Origin of the sequence: Kitasatospora azatica KCTC 9699 (assembly GCF_000744785.1) — a bacterium.
GTDB lineage: Bacteria > Actinomycetota > Actinomycetes > Streptomycetales > Streptomycetaceae > Kitasatospora > Kitasatospora azatica.
The window spans coordinates 1595168-1613149 of the sequence record NZ_JQMO01000002.1 but is presented as its reverse complement, the minus strand read 5'-3'; the positions used below and the strand labels follow the sequence as shown (position 1 = coordinate 1613149).

The following is a 17982-nucleotide window of genomic DNA, read 5'->3' as shown; positions in this document are numbered from 1 at the left end:
GAGGAGCCCCCCATGGTGGCGAGAGCGGCAAGTGGGGCCGTGCCCGCGCGCGGGCGGCTCACCCGGCCCAAGGTGCTGGCCGCCGCGATCGAGCTGGCGGACCGTCAAGGCCTGGCCGCGCTCACCATGCGCCGGCTGGCCACCGAGCTGGGGGTCGAGCCGATGGCGCTCTACCGCTACGCCTCCGGCAAGGACGCGCTGCTGGACGGCATGGTCGAGGCCTTCTACGGCGAGGTGCTGGACCAGCTGGGCCCGGTCCGAGCCGGCGACTGGCGCCGCGAGGTGCACCGGATCGCCCAGGTCTTCTGCACGGTCGCCGCCGCCCACCCGGCCGTCTTCCCGCTGGTGGTCACCCGCCCGCTGGCGATCCCGATCTCCCGTCGCCCCGCGCCGATGCTGCACCTGAACGAGCGGATGCTCGACCTGCTCTCCCAGGGCGGCTACGACGACCACACCACGCTGCGGCTCTACCGCTCACTGGTCGGCTGGGTGCTCGGCTACCTGCTGGTGGAGAAACGACCGGTGGTGGACAACCCGGACGAGCCCGACCCGCTGCTGCGACTCGGGTTGCACCGACTACCCGTCATCGAATACCCGCACCTGCGCGAGCTGGCCCCGCTGCTCGGCGACTACGACGCGCCGAGCGAGCTGGCCGGCGGCCTCGACCTGCTGCTGGAGCAACTGCCGACGGCCAAACCGGCCCGGCGGGCGAGGAGATCACGCAAAGCGGAATAGGTGGCGGCGCCCCGGAGAACGACCGGCTGGTCCGCGCCGCGCACGCGGCCGTTCCCGCCACCGCCTGACGGACCGTCCGCCACCACCCCCGCACCCTGACCGGAACCTCCTCCGGCCGGGGTGCGGCGGGTCGTTCGGGCGCGTGTCACACGGCACTCGACCGCGTCGGCGCGGCACAGTGGCAGCTAGCGCCTGTCCGGCAGGACCGGCCGGACCGGCGCTGGACGGTCGGGTGCGTGCAAGGCTCGAACGCCCACCCGTATCCTGACCTACCAGCACGGACCCGCAGGACGTGGACTACGCTGCACCCGCGCCCGCCGGGCCGTCTCCAGCTTCACCCCCCCTGCCGCAGCCCGCCCCGCCACGAACCGGACGTTCCCATGACAGTGCTTCCCGTGCAGAACGCTGATGTACCGCTGCAGGACCGCTCCGCCGGTCCGGCCGCAGACCCCGCACCGGACCTGGGCGAGAACCTGCTCAGGTACGCCGAGCTGGGCGGCTTCACGCTGGCCGCCGACACCCACGCCTGGTACGCCGCCGCCGGGACGGTCACGGGTGCGGAGGAGGCGCGCGCCGCCTCCACCGTGCTGGCCGAGGTGCGCGACTGCGACCTGGCGATCCTGCGCGAGGCCGCCGAGCGGCTCGCCGCCGAGGCCGCGCTGCGCGAACCGGCCACCGTCGCCGAGGTGGTGACCCTGGTCGCCCTGCTGCGCCGGGTCCAGGACACCGCCACCACGCTGCGTTCGGGTGCGTACGAGGCGGACCTGGACGCGCTCGCGGCAGCCACCGCCAACGGCAGCTGGCGCAAGGAACGCGGCCTCAAGCTCTCCTGGGGCAACCGCCGTCGGCTGCGCGCGGAGGCCCGCCGACTGGCCGTCGCCGACCGCCCGCGACGCGACGCGCTGCACGCCGCCCTGGTCGCCGCCGCCGCCGAGCGCGCCGAGTGGCAGGCACTGGCCCCCGCCGCCGGCACCTCCACCGGTGCCCGACCGGTCGACGCCGAACTGCTGGAGAGCACCGCGCTGGCGGCCGACACGCTGTCCGCCGCGCTGCGCGCGCTGGCACGGCTGCTGGCGGACCGTGAGCTGACGGAGCTTGGGTTCGAGGAGCTGGCCGCGCTGGTGGAGGCGCTCGCCGCAGACGAGGGCACGCTCTACCGCCTGCCCGAACTGCGCACGCTGCGCGGCGAGCTGGAGGCGGACGGCCTCGGCGAGCTGCTCACGGAGCTGACGGCCGCTCGGGCGGACCGGGCGGTGGCGCAGGCTGCGTATGCGGAGTACCTGCGGGCCGCAGCGGTTTCGGACGCGGCGGAGGTTGCGGCGGAGGCGGAGCTCGAGGACGAGGCCGAGGCGGAGGCGGAAGCCGAGATCGAGGTTGCGGCCGAGGCCGAGGCCGACGATGAGGTCGAGGCCGAGGTCGAGACTGAGGTTGAGCTCGCTGCTGAGCCCGAGGTGGCCGAGGTGGCCGAGGTGGCCGAGGTGGCCGCGCAGATCCTGATCCCGGGGCCGGCCCCGGAGCCCGCTGCCGAGGTGATCACCCCCGCCAAGGTGGAGGCGCCCGCCCCGGTGGTGGAGGAGGAGGCAGCCGCTCCCGCCCTCGAAGAGGAGGAGGCGCCCGCCCCCGCCCTGGAGGAAGAGCCCCTCGTCATCGAGGAGCCCGTTGCCGCCGAGGAGCCGGTCGCGGAGCTGCCTGTCGCCGAGGAGCCGGCTGTCGAGGAGCCTGTCGCCGAGGAGCTGGCAGTCGAGGAGCCTGTCGCGGAGGAGCCGGCTGTCGAGGAGCCTGTCGCGGAGGAGCCGGCTGTCGAGGAGCCTGTCGCGGAGGAGCCGGCAGTCGCGGAGCCGGTTGTTGAGGAGTCCGCTGTCGCGGAGGAGGCGCTCGTCGAGGAGCCCGCAGTCGCGGAGCCTGTCGTCGAGGCGCCCGTTGTCGCGGCGCCCGTTGTCGCGGAGCAGCCGGTCGCGGAGGAGGCGCTCGTCGAAGAGCCCGCCGCCGAGCCCCTCCCCGAGGAGTCCGGCGCCACCAAGCACGCCCGGCGCCCGAAGAAGCCCGACCTCACCCCGGGTCGCCCGGTCACCGCCTACTCCGCCGAGGAACTGCTCGCCCTGGTCCGTTGGATCGACGGCGACTCGGTCGAGCGCAGCGACGACGACCTGCTCCGCGCCGCCATGAAGGAGCTCGGCTTCGCTCGCCTCGGCCCCCGCATCAAGGAGGCCCTCGGCGCGGCGGTCTCCGCCGCCCGCTCCACGGACTGACCCGGCAACACCCCGCTAGCAGCACAGGGCCCGGCCCCGAGCGAAGTGCTCGAGGCCGGGCCCTGTGCTGCTCACCAACTAGACGGACTCACGGCCTCAGCAACTGCGCAGCTCCGGCGTCTGGTTCAGCAGCTGCGCCCGCATCGAGGTGAAGCTGCGGTACTCCGCCCCCTGCTCGGCGCCCATCGGGAACACCGCCACCCGGTGGCAGTTCATGAACGCCAGCCGCACCCGGAAGTGCCGCTCCAGGCTGCCCCGGATCGCGTCGCTGGCCATCGCCCGGAGCAGCTGGCCGCGCTCGGCGTCGGACGGCGGCTCGATCTGGTTGTCGGCGAACGGCACGTCACCGGCGGCGAGTTCGGCGGTCAGGCCCTCAACCATCCGGTACGCGAAGGGCAGCGACTCGCGCACCGTGGCGACGAAGTCGGCCTCGGCCACCTCGCCCGCCTCGGCCTGGGCGAGCAACTCGGGGGAGACAGTCAGAGACATGGGGGCACGTCCTCTCACAAGACCAGCACAGTTTGGAAAATGAAAGCCATTTCCAATAACTGATCCTGGATCACTCGCTGACGCCCTGTCAAACGACACGCCAGCCGACATGCCAGCCGACACCAGCCGACGCGCCAGCAGACGAGCCGGCGCCCCCGATCGGCTACTGCGGCTACTGCAGCGGCACCGTGGTCAGCGCCGTCGGCGTGGTCCCCTTGAGCGCCCCGGCCATCGAGTCCCGCCAGATCGGCCCGGCCAGCGTGCCACCGAAGGCCTGGTCCACCACCTTGCCGCCGATGCTCTGGCCGTCCAGCGGCTTCGGGCTGTCGGTGTCGGTCACCACGGTGGCGCCGGCCAGCTCGGGCGTGTAGCCGACGAACCAGACCTGCTTGCTGTCGTTGGTGGTACCGGTCTTGCCCGCGCTGTCCCGGTCGGTGAGGCCGGCCGGGCTGCCGGTGCCGTCCTGCACCACGCCCTTGAGCATGGTGGTCACGGCGTCCGCCGTGTCGGAGGACATCGCCTGGGTGCACTTGCCCTGCGGGACGTTGATCGGCTTGCCGTCCGGGCCGGTCACGCTGTCGATCGCCGTCGGCGTGCAGTAGGTGCCGTGCGCGGCGAAGGTCGCGTAGACGTTGGCCATCTCCAGTGGGGTGAGGGCGTTGGTGCCCAGTGCCATGGCCGGCGTCACGGCCAGCTTGTCGCCGCCGGCCTGCTGGTTGATGCCCAGCTTGTTGGTCATCTGCGCCACGCTGCACAGTCCGGTGTCCGCCTCGAGGGCGGCGAAGTAGGTGTTGACCGACTGCGCCATCGCGGGCGCCATGCTGAACGGCCCCACCAGCGACCTGCTGTCGTTGTGCACCTCGCCGCCCGCCTTGTACTTCCCGCCGGAGCAGTCGGTCATCGCCGGCCACTGCATGCTGTACGGCGAGGCGTAGGACTGCGAGGGCGTGATGCCGCCCTCCAGTGCCGCCGCCGCCACGATCGGCTTGAAGGTCGAGCCGGTCGGGAAGCCGATCCCGCCGCCCATCGACTTCTCGACGTTGTAGTTGATCTGGGTCTGGTTGGCGTTGAAGCCGTACGGCCGGCTCTGGCCCATCGCCACGATCTTCCCGGTGCCGGGCTGCACCACGGTCATCGCGGTGGCCGCCTTGTCGGAGGCGTAGACGTGGCTGGTCACCGAGGTCTGCAGGGCGGCCTGCGCCTTGGGGTCCAGGGTGGTGTGGATCTGCAGCCCGCCGCGCTTCCACAGCGCCTGGCGGGCCTGCGCGCTGGAGCCGAAGGCCGGGTCGGCGAGCACCTGGTTCTTCACGTAGTCGCAGAAGAAGCCCGCGCCCTGCTGGGCGGTGATGCAGCCCTGCTGCGGGCGGCTGACATTGAGCGTGACCGGGCTGTTGATCGCCTCGTCGGCCTGCGCCTGGGAGATCGTGCCGTACTCCGCCATCTTCTTCAGGACGGTGTCCCGGCGCTCCTTGGCCGCCTTCGGGTTGGCCACCGGGTCGTAGCCGCTGGGCGACTGCACCAGGCCGGCCAGCAGCGCGGCCTGCGGCAGGCTGAGGTCCTTCGCGGAGCTGCTGAAGTACCGCTGCGAGGCGGCCTCGATCCCGTACGCCTGCTCGCCGAAGAAGGTGATGTTCAGGTAGTTGGTCAGGATCTGGTCCTTGGTCAGGGTCTCCTCGACCTTGATCGCGTACTTCATCTCCTTGAGCTTGCGCCCGACCGTCTGCGCCTGGGCCGCCTGCACCGCGGCGGGGTCGTCGCCCGCCTCCTCCACGAAGACGTTCTTCACGTACTGCTGGGTGAGTGTGGAGGCGCCCTGGGTGCCGGCGCCCGAGGCGTTGTTGCTGATCGCCCGGAGCACGCCCTTGGCGTCGATCGCGCCGTGGTCGTAGAAGCGGTTGTCCTCGATGTCGACCAGGGCCGACTTGATCAGCGGGGATATCTGGTCGCTCGCCACCACCGTGCGGTCCCGGTCGTAGACGGTGGCGATCACGCCGCCGGCGTCGTCGTAGATGGTGGACGCCTGCGAGAGCGGGGGCGTGGTGAAGTCGTCGGGCAGGTTCTGGAAGTCCTCGACCGCGCTCTTGGCCGTCAGTCCGAGCCCGCCGACGGCGGGGACCGCGACACCCGCGGTCAGGACGCCGGCCGCCGCGCTGACGCCCAGGAACCTGGCGGTGAGCTTGCTGTTCCGGACAAACTTGCCCATCTGCGACGAAGTCATGCCGAAAACTCTAGGCACGAAAGATGAGTAAATCGGACCAAAAGGTGGGCGTCCTCTGTCACAAGCCTGCGACAATGTGCGTCTACGGATCTTCGAGGTGCCGCCGATGACCCCCGGTACGACCCCGCCGGCTCCCGAGCTCCCGGGGCCGCTGGCCGCGCTCGCGCCCTTCCTCCAGCACTACGGCTACCTGGCGGTCGGCCTGCTGGTGCTGCTGGACAACGCCGCGATCCCGGTCCCCGGGCAGACCGTGCTGATCCTGGCCGCCGTCTACGCCGGCGCCGGCAAGCTCTCGCTGGCCGGCGTGGTCGCGATCGCGCTGTTCGCCGCGGTGCTCGGCGACTGCCTCGGCTACCTGCTCGGCCGCTCCGGCGGACGGGCCCTGGTGCACCGCTTCGGCCGCTACGTCGGTCTGACCGGCGCCCGGCTGCACAAGTCCGAGGAGTTCTTCACCCGCAACGGCGGCAAGGTGGTGCTGGGCGCCCGGTTCATCGACGTGCTGCGGCAGACCAACGGGGTCATCGCCGGCACCACCGAGATGCCCTTCCGCCGCTTCCTGCTCTGGAACATCCTGGGCGCGGTCGCTTGGGTGGGCGTCTGGAGCGCGGTCGGGTACCTGGCGGGGAGCAACATCGACCAGGTCTACCGGCAGGCGCTGCGCTTCCAGCTCTACCTGCTGCTGGCCGTCGTCGCCCTGGTCCTCGCGCTACTGGTCCGCTGGGTGCTGCGAAAGCGCCGCGGCTCCGAGTGAGCTGTCCGTCAGCGCGGAGCGCCGCCCGGAGCGAAGCGCCGCCGTTCCGAGATGGGCCGAACGGCGGCGCCCTGGGCGGCGGTGGGGGAGGTGGTCAGGGGAGCACACGCTCCACGGCAGCGGCGCCGTCCCGCGCCAGCGCCTGGCGCGCCCTCTCGACGCGCTCCGGAGTGAGGTCCCGTCCGGAGGCCATCACCAGGTCCTCCGGGTCGACCGGGTGCTCGGCTCCGGTGTGCAGCAGGTGGTCGGGAGTGGGCGACTCGCTGTCGATGGGCTCGGACATGGGAAGCCTCCGTTGGTCGGGGCGCGGTCGGCCGGATGGCCCTGCACTCACGAGTGTGGAGCCGACATGCCCGCCCGCGCACCTGGGACCGGCGAGTAGCCACAAATGGCCGTGCCGGAACTCCGGATCGCGGTTCGCCCCCTTGGCCGTCCGGGCGCGCCCGCCCGCCCGGCCGTGCTTAGTCTGCGGTCATGACCAGCCACGAAGTGACGTCCCGGGTCGGGGCACGTTCCCGGGAGCAGGTTGAGGAGGCGCTCGCGCGCCTCGAGTACATCGGCGACACCCCGTTCGAGCCCTCGCACGCGCACCACGGCGCGCTGGACGGCTACCGCTGGGCGCTCGGCCGCAGCCGGCTCGCCCCGGTGACCGCCAGCGTCGCCAGCGGCCCCGAGGGCCCCTGCCCGGCGCAGCTCGGCGCCGAGCAGCAGGCCGCCCAGGTCCGCCATCTGGACCTGCGGATGGACGCCGAACTGCGCGACTACGCCCGCGGTGTGCACGACGCGCTCGCCTGGGTCTGCGGCCGCAGCGACGTCCAGCCCTGAGCCCCGGGGCCGGTCGGCGCTCAGCCGAGGCTGCGCCGCAGGAAGGCCAGCTGGTGGCCCAGCAGCTGGGAGTTGTTGGCGGCGTGCGTGGTCGCGCTGAGCGGCAGCACCTCGTGCGCCTTCCCGGCCGCCAGCAGCGCGCTGGACAGCCGCAGCGTGTGGGCCGGGAAGACGTTGTCGTCGGCCAGCCCGTGTATCAGCAGCAGCGGTCGGCGCAGCTTCGGCGCGTCCAGCAGCAGTGAGCAGGAGTCGTAGCGGTCGGGGTGCTCCTCGGGAAGGCCGAGGAAGCGCTCGCGCCAGTGGGTGTCGTACAGGCGCTGGTCGGTGACGGGGGCGCCGGCCACGGCGGCGTGGAAGACCTCCGGTCGTCGCAGGACGGCGGCGGCCGCCAGGGTGCCGCTGTACGACCAGCCGCGCATCGCCACCCGGCCGAGGTCCAGCTCGGGGCGGCGCTCGGCGGTCTCGTACAGGGCGGCCACCTGGTCGTCCAGCACCGGGTCGAGGATCGAGCCGGCCACCTCGCGCTCCCAGAGCGGGCCGCGCCCCGGCGTGCCGGCGCCGTCCACCACCAGCACCGCGAAGCCCTGCTCGGCGAACCACTGCGACACCTGGGTCAGCCCACTCTGCGCATGGACCACCTTCTGCATGGCCGGGCCCGCGTACGGATCGAGCAGCACCGGCAGCGGCTGGTCGCCCGGCCGGTGCCAGGACGGCAGGAAGAGCTGGGTGCGCAGCTCGCGGGGCCCGACGGCGGACAGTTCGACGCGCAGTGCGAGCGCCGGGGTCTCGGCCTTCGAGGTGATCGGGACGGCCGGCCCGTCGGGGCGTCGCACGGTGGTCCGGCTGCCGGGGAAGTCCAGCGAGCGGGCGGTGTGCACCAGCGTGCCGGCCCGCAGTGCGCCGGTGTGCTGCCCGGGCTGCTCGGTCAGGCGCCGGATGCCGCGCTCGGGGTGGTAGCTCCACAGATGCGCCTCGGTCGGCTCGGCGGAGGCGGCGAAGAGCACCTCCTCGCCGTCCACGTCGAGCACCTCGAACAGCTGCAGGCCGGGCTCGGTGACCGGCTTTCCGTCGACGGTCAGCTGCCTGGTCGCGCCCTCGTCGGCGAAGCCGAGCAGGGCGCCGGCGGCGGTGCGGGCGGGCAGGCCGGGGAGCAGCTGCACCCAGTGCTCGTCGTGCTGCTCGTGCAGGGTGCTGGTGGCGCCGTCGCCGGGGTCCACGGCGAGCAGGCGTACGGTGCGCTGGTCGCGGGTCTGCACGGCGGCGAACGGGCCGTGCGCGTCCCAGCCGGCCTCGGTCAGGTACTCGAATGCGGCCCGGTCCCAGCGGACCTCGGTGCGGGTGCCGTCCAGGTCGGTCAGCCAGAGGGTGACCTCGGCGTTGGGGCTGCCGACGGTCGGGTAGCGGACCGAGCGGGGGCGACGGGCCGGTTGGGCCGGGTCGGCGATGTACCAGACGGGGACCTGGGACTCGTCCACCCGGGCGACCAGCAGGCGTTCGCCGTCGGGGGACCACCAGTAGCCGCGGGTTCGGCCCATCGACTCGGCGGCCACGTGCTCGGGGCGCCCGAACGAGACCTCCGGCCCGTCCGGGACGGCCACCGCCCGGTCGCCGGTCCCGTCCGCCTCGATCACCCGCAGCGCGGCGCCGCTCAGGTAGGCGATCCGGCGGCCGGTCGGGTCCGGGCGCGGGTCCACCACCGGGCCCTCGGCGGGCAGCCGGCGGGCCGCGCCGGTCACGGTGTCGACCGTCCACAGGCTGCCGGAGAGGGCGAAGGCGGCCAGCGCGGCGGTGGCGTCGGTGGCGTACCCGACGATGCCGCCGCCCTGCTGGCGGGTCCGCTCGCGCCGGGTCCGCTCCTCCTCGGAGAGCCGCTCGGTCGCGCCGCCGAGCAGCTCGACCGGGTCCACCAGCAGGCGTTCGGCCGCAGTGTCCAGGTCGAGCGACCAGAGGCAGCCGACCGGGTCGTCGCCGGCCCGGCTGCGCAGGAAGAGGACGGTGGCGCCGTCCGGGCGAAGGGTGAACCGGCCCGGGACGCCGAGCGTGAAACGACGGGTGCGGATGAGCTGAGCGGGCAGCGAGGTGGTCGGCATCCTGACACTCTGTCACCTGCTGTGGTGCCAGGGGGCCCGATTTTTCAGTGCGGCAGCTTCAGCACGGCAGTTTCAATGCAGCCGTTTCAATGCAGCCGTTTCAGTGCGGCAGGCCGTTGGCGGCGGCGAGTCGGCCGAGTGCGTGGTTGAGGGCCGCGCGGTCCCGCTCGTCCAGGCCCGCGGTGAGCTCGGCGTCCAGTTCCTGAGCGGTGGTGGCGCAGCGGGCCAGCAGCGCCCGACCCTGCTCGGTCAGCACCAGGTGCTGGCGGCGCCGGTCGCCCGGGTCGCGCAGCCGCCGCAGTGCGCCGAGCGCCTCAAGCCGGTCGGCGACGGTGACCATCAGGCTGGGGGCCACGCCCATGCCGCGGGCGGCCTCCAGCTGGGAGACCGGGCCGTCGTCGTGCAGCAGGGTGAGCAGGCCGACGTCCTTCGGCTTGAGGCCCAGCGCCCCGATCCGCTCGGTGAACCGGGCGGTGACGATGCTGCCGAGGGCGCCGAGCCGGAAGGTCGTGGTGGCCGGCAAGGGGGTGACGTCATTCATGGGAGGAACGGTAGCATCTGGAAATCGTTCTGTCCTGGAATGATTTGGGAGGCGTGGCCGCTGAACCCGCTGCTGCAGTGGCTGGGGTAACGCACGATGGCCGGGGGATGACGAGCGTTCAGCCGAAAAGGGTGGCCAATCTGACCATCCGGGGTGCGGTCGCCGCGCGGCAGGGCCAGTCTGAGCATATGGGCGGAGTCGAGCGGCCACACAGGGTGACCGGAGCCGGATCCGCCCAGGACCCTGGAGTTCTCACCCTGGAGCTGACCCGATGACCTCGGACCTGACATCCCACCAGCTCACCGCCGCCCGGCCGCCGATTCCGATCGATTACCACCCGATCGAGGGGCCCGCCCAGCAGTTGCTGGTCAGTGGCGAACAGCTGCACGCCAACGCCTGTCTCTACTGCGGCACCGAGCAGCAGCTGCACACCGCCGGCCATGCCTACACCCACAGCGGCGGTCTCGCCTGGGTGGTGGTGGCCTGCGCCGCGCACCTCGCGCTCGGTCGGGCCGAGGTGCAGGCGGCGGCGCTGCCGGTCGAGACACCCGAGCCCCCGGGCGAGGACGTGCACTGACGGTCCGTCGACGGTCCCGCTCACCAGGCCTGCCCGGTGAGCGGGACCGCTCGTTTTCAGGACGGGGAGCCGAAGTCCTGGGTCCACCAGGGGCCGCCGGGGCCCAGGTGGACGCCGACGCCGATCTCCTTGAAGGCGCAGTTGAGGATGTTGGCCCGGTGGCCGGGGCTGTTCATCCAACTGTCCATCACCGAGGCCGGATCGCTCTGGCCGCGGGCGATGTTCTCGCCCCAGCTGCTCCACTGGTAGCCCGCCGCGTCGATCCGCTGCTGGGGGCCGGCGCCGTCGGGGTTGGTGTGGTCGAAGAACTGGCGGGCCGCCATGTCGTCGGACTGCCGCTGGGCGGCCAGCTGCAGCTTGGCGTTGGAGCTGAGCGGGCCGCAACCGTTCTGGGACCGCTGCGAGTTGACCAGGTCCAGCACCTGCTGCTGATAGGCCGCCACGTTCGGGCTGGTGGGCGTGCGGGGGGCGGCCGAGCTGCGGCTCGGCGTCGGTGCGGGGGTGGGGGCAGCAGTGGGGGTGGGAGTGGGGGTGGGGGCGGCGGTGCTCGGCGGCGCCGAGGGCGAGGGCGGGGTGGTACTGGGCACCGGCGCGGGCGTGACCGAGGGCAGGCCGCCCGCCACCGCGTCCACCAGCACACCCGCCGTGCCCGGGATGGCCTCCGAGATCGACTCGGCCTGCGTGGTCGGCGCGCCGCCGGCCCGGGGCGCCGGGTCCCCGGCGGGCCGCACTCCGTCCCAGACCAGGCCCGCCGCCGCCACGGTGGCCAGCACCGCGAGCGCGGCCACCGCCAGACGCCGACGTCGGCCGCGGGTCCTGGCCCGAAGGCGCGCTGCGCGCCGTCCGGCGGGCCGGGTGCCCGACCGGTTGCCGGCCCGGTGCCCACCAGCGCCGTGGGAGCCGGTCGGCAGGCTCGCCGACACCGGCTGAGTGGCGAGGTGCCGGGGCAGCGGCAGCAGCGCCAGGCCCGCCAGCAGACCCTCGGCCGGCACCAGGTCCCGCGCCTGCCCCTGGCAGGGCGCGCAGTCGCGGACGTGCCGGGCGATCCGCTTGCGCCACAGCGCTCCCGGCGTGCCGTCCCAAGCCGCCGTCAGCTCGGCCAGCCCGGGGCAGCCCGGCCGGGCTGCCAGCGCCCGGACCAGCGAGCGGGCCGCGTCGAGGCGCTCCTTGACCCGCTGCACCCGCACGGCGGTGTGCTGCGGGCTCAGCTCCAGCGCCGCAGCCAGCTCCGGGCGGCTCAGCTCGCCGGCCGCCTCCTGCCACCACAGGGCCAGCACCTCGCGGTCGGCCTCGTCCAGCCAGCGGGTCGCCTCGGCGACCTCGTGCCGCTGCCCGGACAGGCCGAGGCGGACGATCGTCAGGCCGACGAAGTCACCGGCCGGGTCGGCCAGTTCACTGGCCTGGTCGAGATCGAGCGGGCCGCTGGCCTGGGCGCTCCGGTCGGCCTGGCGGGCCCGGTGGCGGTGACGCACCTGGTTCATCGCGATCGCCACCAGCCAGCTGCGGAAGGCACCCGGCTCGCGCAGCCCGGGCAGCCCGTTCACCGCGTGCAGCATGGTCTCCTGCACCACGTCATCCGTGTCCGGATGTCCGTTCAGCGCCCGGCCGACGATGTTGTAGACCAGCGGGAGGTGGCCGGCGAGCAGTTCCTGCCGGGCACTCTCGTCCCCCAGCCGCGCCCGGTCCGCCACATCGCGGTACCTGTCCCTGTCCACCCGTGCCCACTCTCCTCAATGACCCGTCCACTGTGGGAGACCCGGTCGGACCCGGCCGATAACGGAAACCCTTCGCCGAATCACCAGGTTCCGCCGACCAACCGAACTCGCGACCGCAGCAGACCCTAACGGCTCGGGCAGGCGGACTCGTCGGCCGGGAGGTGGATGGGCAGGCTCACCACCAGTCGGGCGCCGCGCTCGGCCGGTTCGGCGGTGAGCGTGCCGCCGTGGTGGACGGCCAGGTCACGGGCGATCGCCAGGCCCAGGCCCGCGCCGCCGTGGTCGCGGCTGCGCGCGTCGTCCAGTCGGGTGAAGCGCTCGAAGACCCGTTCCCGGTCGGCCGGCGGAATGCCGGGTCCGTCGTCGGTGACCTCCAGCACCGCCAGCCGCCCGTCCTCGACGGTCCGCAGCTGCACCGTGACCTCGCGCTCGGCGAACCGCTGCGCGTTGTCCAGCAGGTTGGTCACCACCCGGGTCAGCCAGAGCCCACTGCCGGCCACCCGCACCCCCGGGGTCAGCTCGGCGTGGACCGGCAGCCGGTCGCCGCGCCGCTTGGCCACCGCCTCGCCGACCAGCTCGGTGAGGTCCACCGGGCGGGCCGGCAGCGGCTCGGCCGCGTCGATCCTGGCCAGCAGCAGCAGGTCGGCGGCGAGCTGCTGCAGCCGGTCGGTGTCCTCCAGCGCGCCGCCGATCAGCTCCGGCCAGGCCGCCGGGTCGCGCACCGCGAGCGCCACCTCCAGCTGGGTGCGCAGCACGGTGATCGGGCTGCGCAGCTCGTGCGAGGCGTCCGCGATGAACTGCCGCTGGCGCCGTCCGGAGGCGTCCAGCCGGTCGAGGGTGGCGTTCATGGTGACGGCGAGTCGGGCGACCTCGTCGTGGGTCTGCGGCACCGGCACCCGGCGGTGCAGGTCGCGGTCGCTGATCGCGGCCACCTCGGCCCGGATCGCCTCCACCGGGCGCAGCGCACGGCCGGTGACCCACCATGTGACGGCGGCCACCGTGAGCAGCAGCAGCGGCATGCCGACCACCAGCGCCGTCGTGGTGGTGGCGTCGGCGGCGTCGAAGTCCCGCAGCGAGGTGCCCGCGTAGACGGTGACCAGGCCGCCGCCGGTCTCGGTGGTCACCTGGACCACCCGCTGGCGGTGCTCCTCGCCGAGCGGGCCGATGTCCCAGGTGCTGAAGATCGTGCCGGGGGTGCTCGGCCGGCGGTCGACGATCGCCGGCCGGCCGGTCAGGTTCTGGCTGGCGCTCAGCACGGTGCCGTCGGCGGCCACCACCTGGAGGAAGTCGGCGCCGTGGGTGGGCGGCAGCAGCGGGGTGAGCCGGCCCTCCTGGGCGAGCTGGGCGACGCCGGTGGCCTGCGCCTCGGCGTCGCTCTCCGCGTTGTGCAGCAGGTTCGCGTCCAGCAGGCCGAGCAGCGAGAGCGCGGCGATGGCCAGCGCGATGGCGACCACCGAGCTGGCGCCGAGGGTGGCCCGGGCCCGGACCGTCATCGGCCGCAGCCGGCGCAGGCCGCAGCGGCGGGGTTCGGCGGGCGCGGCGGGTCGGCGGGGTCCGGCGGGTGCGGGTATGCGCGGTTCGGCGGGTGTGGGTATCCGGGAGGCGTCAGCCACCGTCGGCCGCCAGCCGGTAGCCGGCACCCCGGATGGTCTCCAGCGCGGAGCGCCCGAACGGCGCGTCGATCTTGCGGCGCACCGCGCTGATGTGGACCTCCACCACATTGGGGTCGCCCTCGAAGGCGCTGTCCCAGACCTGCTCCAGGATCTCCCGCTTCGGGACCACCTCGCCGGCCCGCCGGGCCAGGTACTCCAGCACCGCGAACTCCCGCGCGGTGAGCCTGATCGGCGTGCCGCCGCGGGTGCAGCCGTGCCGGGCCGGGTCCAGCACCAGGTCGCCGAACTCCAGCGACTGCGGGCGCCGCCGTCCGGTGCGCCGGGCCAGCGCCCGCAGCCGGGCCACCAGCACCACGTAGGAGAAGGGCTTGGAGAGGAAGTCGTCGGCACCGGTGTCCAGCGCCTCGGCCTCGTCGTACTCGCCGTCCTTGGCGGTCAGCATCAGGATGCCGGCCTCGTTGCCGGCCGCCCGCAGCCGGGCGCAGACCCGGTAGCCGTTGACGCCGGGCAGCATGATGTCCAGCACGATCACGTCGTAGTCGTGCTCGCCGGCCAGCCAGAGGCCCTGCGGTCCGTCGTGGGCCACGTCGACCGTCATGCCCTCGGCCTGCAGCCCGCGCTGCAGCGCCGCGGCCAGCCGCTGCTCGTCCTCCACCACCAGTACCCGCATGCGGATCAGGATCGCAGGCCCGGATCGGCGTTTGCTGAAGACCCCTTCAGCTCCCTTCAGCTCGCCTTCAGCTTCCGCGTCCCATGCTGTGGCAGGTCCGCTCGCGGGGGATGGCACGTCTGCTCGCGGACCTGGGGGACAAATCGGCTATCTCCGGTGATTCTCCTGGCAGTTGGCCGACCCGTCGGCGGGCCGACACCTGGTGTCCGGGTCCCCGCCACGCGGGCTCCGGCTGGACGGCCTACCGTCACGGGCCAGACCGATGGCACCGCGGACCGGCCCCGGGCCGCTCCGCCGGATCCTGTCGGCACAGCGCGCGGCGTCGGGCGGCGTACCACGCAGTGAACTCGTGGGCCCAGCAGAGCTGTTGGGCGCACCTTGGAAGGAGCCTGATGCGGTCCAGACAGCCGCGCCGGATCACCGTAGTCTCCGCGAGCGTAGGGGCGGGCCACGACGGCGCCGCCCGCGAGCTGGTGCGCCGCCTGCGCGAGGCCGGGTTCGACGCCGAGTGCCACGACTTCCTCGACCTGCTGCCGCGCGGCTGCGGCCGACTGCTGCGGGGCAGCTACGCCCTGGAGCTGAAGGTCGCGCCCTGGGCCTGGGGCTGGCTGCTGCGCGGCCTCGAGAAGCACCGCGGCTCCTCCGGACTGGTCGGCTCGCTCTTCGCCGCGGCCGCCGCCAAGCGGACCAGGGCGCTGATCGGCCCCGACGTGGCCGCCGTGGTCTCCACCTACCCGCTGGCCAGCCAGGCGCTCGGCCGGCTGCGCCGCAGCGGCGGTATCGGCGTGCCGGTCGCCACCTTCCTCACCGACATGTCGGTGCACCCGCTCTGGGTGGCCGAGGGCGTCGACCTGCATCTGGCGCTGCACCAGGTCGCCGCCGTCCAGGCGGTCAAGCACGGCGCCGCCGACATCGAGATCTGCGGCCCGCTGGTCGGCCCCGCCTGCCGCCCGGCCCGCTCCGACGCCGAGGTGCAGCGCGAACGGGCCCGCTTCGGCCTGCCCGCCGACCGGCCGATCGCCCTGGTCACCGCGGGCTCCTGGGGCGTCGGCGAAGTCGAGCTGACGGCCCGTGAGATCGCCGAGACCGGCGTCGCCGTCCCCGTCACCGTCTGCGGACACAACGAGGCGCTGCGCCAGCGCCTGGTCCAGTCCGGCACCGGGGTGGCGCTCGGCTGGGTGGCCGACATGCCCGCCCTGCTGCGCGCCTGCGACGTGGTGGTGCAGAACGCCGGCGGGCTCACCTCGCTTGAGGCGATGGCCAGTGGCGTCCCGGTGGTCAGCTACCGTTGCCTGCCGGGCCACGGGGTGACCAACGCGGCCGCGCTGGACGAGGCCGGGCTCGCGGTGTGGATCCGCGGCGAACGCCGGCTGGGCAAGGCGCTGGTCGAGGCGCTCGCCGCCGGCCCGGTCCGCGCGCCGCGCTTCGCGCCCGGTGCCGAGCAGCTGGTCGCCGCCCTGGCGGGCGGTGTGCCCGCACCGATCCTGGAGGTGGCCTCGTGAAGACGTCCCGGGCTCTCGCCCTGACCGCCGGCGCCCTCGCGGTCGGCCACAGCCTGCCCGCCCTCACCTCGCTCGGCCCGGTCCGCCCGCTGCTCGCGCCCCGGCTGAGCGGCCCCGGCGACCCCGGACACGTCGCGCTCACCTTCGACGACGGCCCCGACCCCGCCTCCACCCCGCTCTTCCTGGCCGAACTGGAGAAGACCGGCACCAAGGCCACCTTCTTCCTGCTCGGCCAGATGCTGCTCAAGTGCCCCGAACTCGGCCGCGAGTTGGTCGCCGCCGGCCACGAGGTCGCGGTCCACGGCTGGGCCCACCGCCCGCTGCTGATCCGCTCCCCCCGGGCCACCAGGGACGACGTGCGCCGGGCCCGCGAGCTGATCGCCTCGGTGACCGGCCAGGAACCCCGCTGGTACCGCCCGCCCTACGGCGTCCTCAACGCCTCGGCGCTGTACGCCGCTCGGGAGAACGGCCTGCGCACGGTGCTGTGGACGCACTGGGGCCAGGACTGGACCGCCCGCGCCACCCCCGCCTCCGTCCTGCGCACCGTGACCCGCGCCCCGCTGGCCGGCGGCACGGTGCTGCTGCACGACTCCGACTGCACCTCCGCGCCGCAGGCCTGGCGCTCGACGCTGGGCGCGCTGCCGCGACTGCTGGAGCTGTGTGCGGAGCAGGGGTTGAAGGTCGGGCCGTTGCGGGAGCACGGACTGGTCCACTGACACTGCTCACGCGGTGACCGGGGTGTCCCAGTCGATGCGGTGGGCGAACTGCCAGGCCAGCTTCTCCGGCTTGACGAACCTCATCGCCACCGACATCACCGCGTCCCGCAGCACCCGGCCGACCGGGCCGGCGGCCTTGTCGGAGTTGGTGCGGGCGGCGTTGCCGATGATCCGTTCGACCCGGCCGCGGCGCAGCTGCTGGTACCGGGCGAAGGCCTGGTCGTGCGGCAGGTCCCGTAGGCAGCAGGCCAGTTGGACGGCGCTCTCGATGGCGAGCGAGGCGCCCTGGCCGGAGCTGGGCGAGGTCGGGTGGGCGGCGTCGCCGAGCAGGACCAGGCGGCCGCGGCTCCAGTGCGGTACCGAGGGGATGTCCTCGAACGGGCCGGTGACCATCAGCTCGGCCGGATCGGTCCGGCGCAGCAAGTCCAGTGCCGGGGTCCGGTCGTCGGTGAAGGCGCGCCGCAGCACGGTCAGCCACTCCTCGGAGCTCACCGCCCGGGCCTCGGCCAGCGTCATCGGCTCGGGGCGCGGCAGGTTGGCGAACCATCCGCCGGAGCCGTCGTCCGCCACCTGGTAGCCGAAGAAGGCGCGCTTGCCGAAGCTCATGATCATCTTGTCCCGGGTGGACGGCAGTCCGCAGGCGCGCAGTTCACCGCCGAAGCCGAGCAGACCGCAGTAGCGGGGCGGCGGGGCGGCCGGGTCGATGATCGACCGGACCGTGGAGCGGATGCCGTCCGCGCCGATCAGGATGTCGGCCCGGGCCTCGGTGCCGTCCGCGAAGCGGGCGGTGACGCCGTCGCCGGTGTCCTGCGCGGAGACGAGGCGCTTGCCGTGCACGATCTCGATGCCGCGGCCGGCCGCCTCCTCGTAGAGCACCCGGTAGAGGTCGGCGCGCCAGACGAACTGCGCGGGCGGCAGCCCGGCCGGGGTGCCGAACTCGCCGAGCAGCTTGCCTTTCCAACTCTGCATCGCGATGGCCGTCATGGGCGTTCCGATGCCCATGACGGCCTCGCGGGCGCCGATCAGGTCGAGTGCGTTGAGGCCGTTGGGGGCGATGCTCAGGCCGGCACCGACCCCGTCGGCGGTGCTGCGGTAGGCCTCGTAGACGGTGGCCTCGATCCCGGCGCGGCGCAGGGCCATCGCGGCCACCGGGCCGCCGATGCCGCCGCCGATCACCAGGGCGGTGCGGGTGTGGGTGCCGGTGCCGGTGCCGGTGCTGGTGTGGGTGTCGGTGCGAGGGCTGCCGGGGTTACTGCCTTCGCCGCAGGCGCGGAGGGCCCGGGGGAGGCCT

Annotated in this window: 16 protein-coding genes; 7 read left to right on the top strand and 9 right to left on the bottom strand. The window is 73.7% G+C overall.

The window, feature by feature from the left end; translation table 11 throughout:
• The first annotated feature begins 12 nt into the window (after window positions 1-12).
• Both BR98_RS07545 and BR98_RS40145 read left to right on the top strand, forming a co-directional pair.
• Window positions 13-735 carry a TetR/AcrR family transcriptional regulator gene (locus BR98_RS07545; protein ID WP_051969407.1) on the top strand — a complete coding sequence of 241 codons (723 nt, stop codon included), beginning with the start codon at window positions 13-15 and terminating at the stop codon, window positions 733-735.
• A gap of 395 nt (window positions 736-1130) precedes the next feature.
• Window positions 1131-2984, top strand: a complete 1854-nt coding sequence (locus tag BR98_RS40145) for a hypothetical protein (protein WP_051969406.1) — start codon at window positions 1131-1133, stop codon at window positions 2982-2984.
• Window positions 2985-3080: 96 nt separating this feature from the next.
• Here the strand turns inward: BR98_RS40145 and BR98_RS07535 are convergent, their stop codons facing one another.
• A complete protein-coding gene (locus BR98_RS07535; protein WP_035841301.1) occupies window positions 3081-3473 on the bottom strand; it encodes an SCO5389 family protein in 393 nt (130 codons plus the stop codon).
• 172 nt (window positions 3474-3645) lie between these two features.
• Window positions 3646-5691, bottom strand: a complete 2046-nt coding sequence (locus tag BR98_RS07530) for a transglycosylase domain-containing protein (RefSeq protein ID WP_083976100.1) — start codon at window positions 5689-5691, stop codon at window positions 3646-3648.
• 106 nt (window positions 5692-5797) lie between these two features.
• On the opposite strand from BR98_RS07530, the gene BR98_RS07525 reads away from it, so the two are divergent.
• On the top strand, window positions 5798-6442 hold the full coding sequence (locus tag BR98_RS07525) for a DedA family protein (RefSeq protein ID WP_035841299.1): 645 nt from the start codon (window positions 5798-5800) through the stop codon (window positions 6440-6442).
• A 94-nt stretch (window positions 6443-6536) separates the two neighbouring features.
• On the opposite strand, the gene BR98_RS07520 is transcribed toward BR98_RS07525, so the two are convergent.
• The gene (locus tag BR98_RS07520; protein WP_035841297.1) at window positions 6537-6725 is read right to left on the bottom strand and encodes a hypothetical protein; all 189 of its coding nucleotides are present in this window, start codon (window positions 6723-6725) and stop codon (window positions 6537-6539) included.
• Between the two features lie 191 nt (window positions 6726-6916).
• On the opposite strand from BR98_RS07520, the gene BR98_RS07515 reads away from it, so the two are divergent.
• Window positions 6917-7267, top strand: a complete 351-nt coding sequence (locus BR98_RS07515) for a hypothetical protein (RefSeq protein WP_157537461.1) — start codon at window positions 6917-6919, stop codon at window positions 7265-7267.
• A 20-nt stretch (window positions 7268-7287) separates the two neighbouring features.
• On the opposite strand, the gene BR98_RS07510 is transcribed toward BR98_RS07515, so the two are convergent.
• Window positions 7288-9357 carry a S9 family peptidase gene (locus BR98_RS07510; protein WP_035841295.1) on the bottom strand — a complete coding sequence of 690 codons (2070 nt, stop codon included), beginning with the start codon at window positions 9355-9357 and terminating at the stop codon, window positions 7288-7290.
• Between the two features lie 100 nt (window positions 9358-9457).
• On the bottom strand, window positions 9458-9898 hold the full coding sequence (locus BR98_RS07505; RefSeq protein ID WP_035841294.1) for a MarR family winged helix-turn-helix transcriptional regulator: 441 nt from the start codon (window positions 9896-9898) through the stop codon (window positions 9458-9460).
• A 271-nt stretch (window positions 9899-10169) separates the two neighbouring features.
• Here BR98_RS07505 and BR98_RS07500 point away from each other — a divergent pair, with 271 nt between their 5' ends.
• A complete protein-coding gene (locus tag BR98_RS07500) occupies window positions 10170-10475 on the top strand; it encodes a hypothetical protein (protein WP_035841292.1) in 306 nt (101 codons plus the stop codon).
• Between the two features lie 56 nt (window positions 10476-10531).
• Here BR98_RS07500 and BR98_RS07495 read toward each other — a convergent pair whose 3' ends face one another.
• From BR98_RS07495 to BR98_RS07485, 3 genes are all read right to left on the bottom strand, one after another.
• Window positions 10532-12190, bottom strand: coding sequence for a sigma-70 family RNA polymerase sigma factor (locus tag BR98_RS07495; RefSeq protein ID WP_051969403.1), 1659 nt, complete (start codon window positions 12188-12190; stop codon window positions 10532-10534).
• Window positions 12191-12315: 125 nt separating this feature from the next.
• Window positions 12316-13701 (bottom strand): sensor histidine kinase, encoded by a 1386-nt coding sequence (locus BR98_RS07490; RefSeq protein WP_407639439.1) that lies wholly within the window; start codon window positions 13699-13701, stop codon window positions 12316-12318.
• A gap of 94 nt (window positions 13702-13795) precedes the next feature.
• The gene (locus BR98_RS07485) at window positions 13796-14473 is read right to left on the bottom strand and encodes a response regulator transcription factor (RefSeq protein WP_035841291.1); all 678 of its coding nucleotides are present in this window, start codon (window positions 14471-14473) and stop codon (window positions 13796-13798) included.
• Between the two features lie 392 nt (window positions 14474-14865).
• Between BR98_RS07485 and BR98_RS07480 the strand changes: the two genes are divergently transcribed.
• Both BR98_RS07480 and BR98_RS07475 read left to right on the top strand, forming a co-directional pair.
• A complete protein-coding gene (locus BR98_RS07480; protein WP_051969402.1) occupies window positions 14866-15975 on the top strand; it encodes an MGDG synthase family glycosyltransferase in 1110 nt (369 codons plus the stop codon).
• Window positions 15972-16691, top strand: a complete 720-nt coding sequence (locus BR98_RS07475) for a polysaccharide deacetylase family protein (RefSeq protein ID WP_051969401.1) — start codon at window positions 15972-15974, stop codon at window positions 16689-16691. The genes BR98_RS07480 and BR98_RS07475 overlap by 4 nt, the downstream gene beginning before the upstream one ends.
• 6 nt (window positions 16692-16697) lie before the next feature.
• Here the strand turns inward: BR98_RS07475 and BR98_RS07470 are convergent, their stop codons facing one another.
• On the bottom strand, window positions 16698-17867 hold the full coding sequence (locus BR98_RS07470; RefSeq protein ID WP_232247271.1) for an FAD-dependent oxidoreductase: 1170 nt from the start codon (window positions 17865-17867) through the stop codon (window positions 16698-16700).
• Between the last annotated feature and the right edge of the window lie 115 nt (window positions 17868-17982).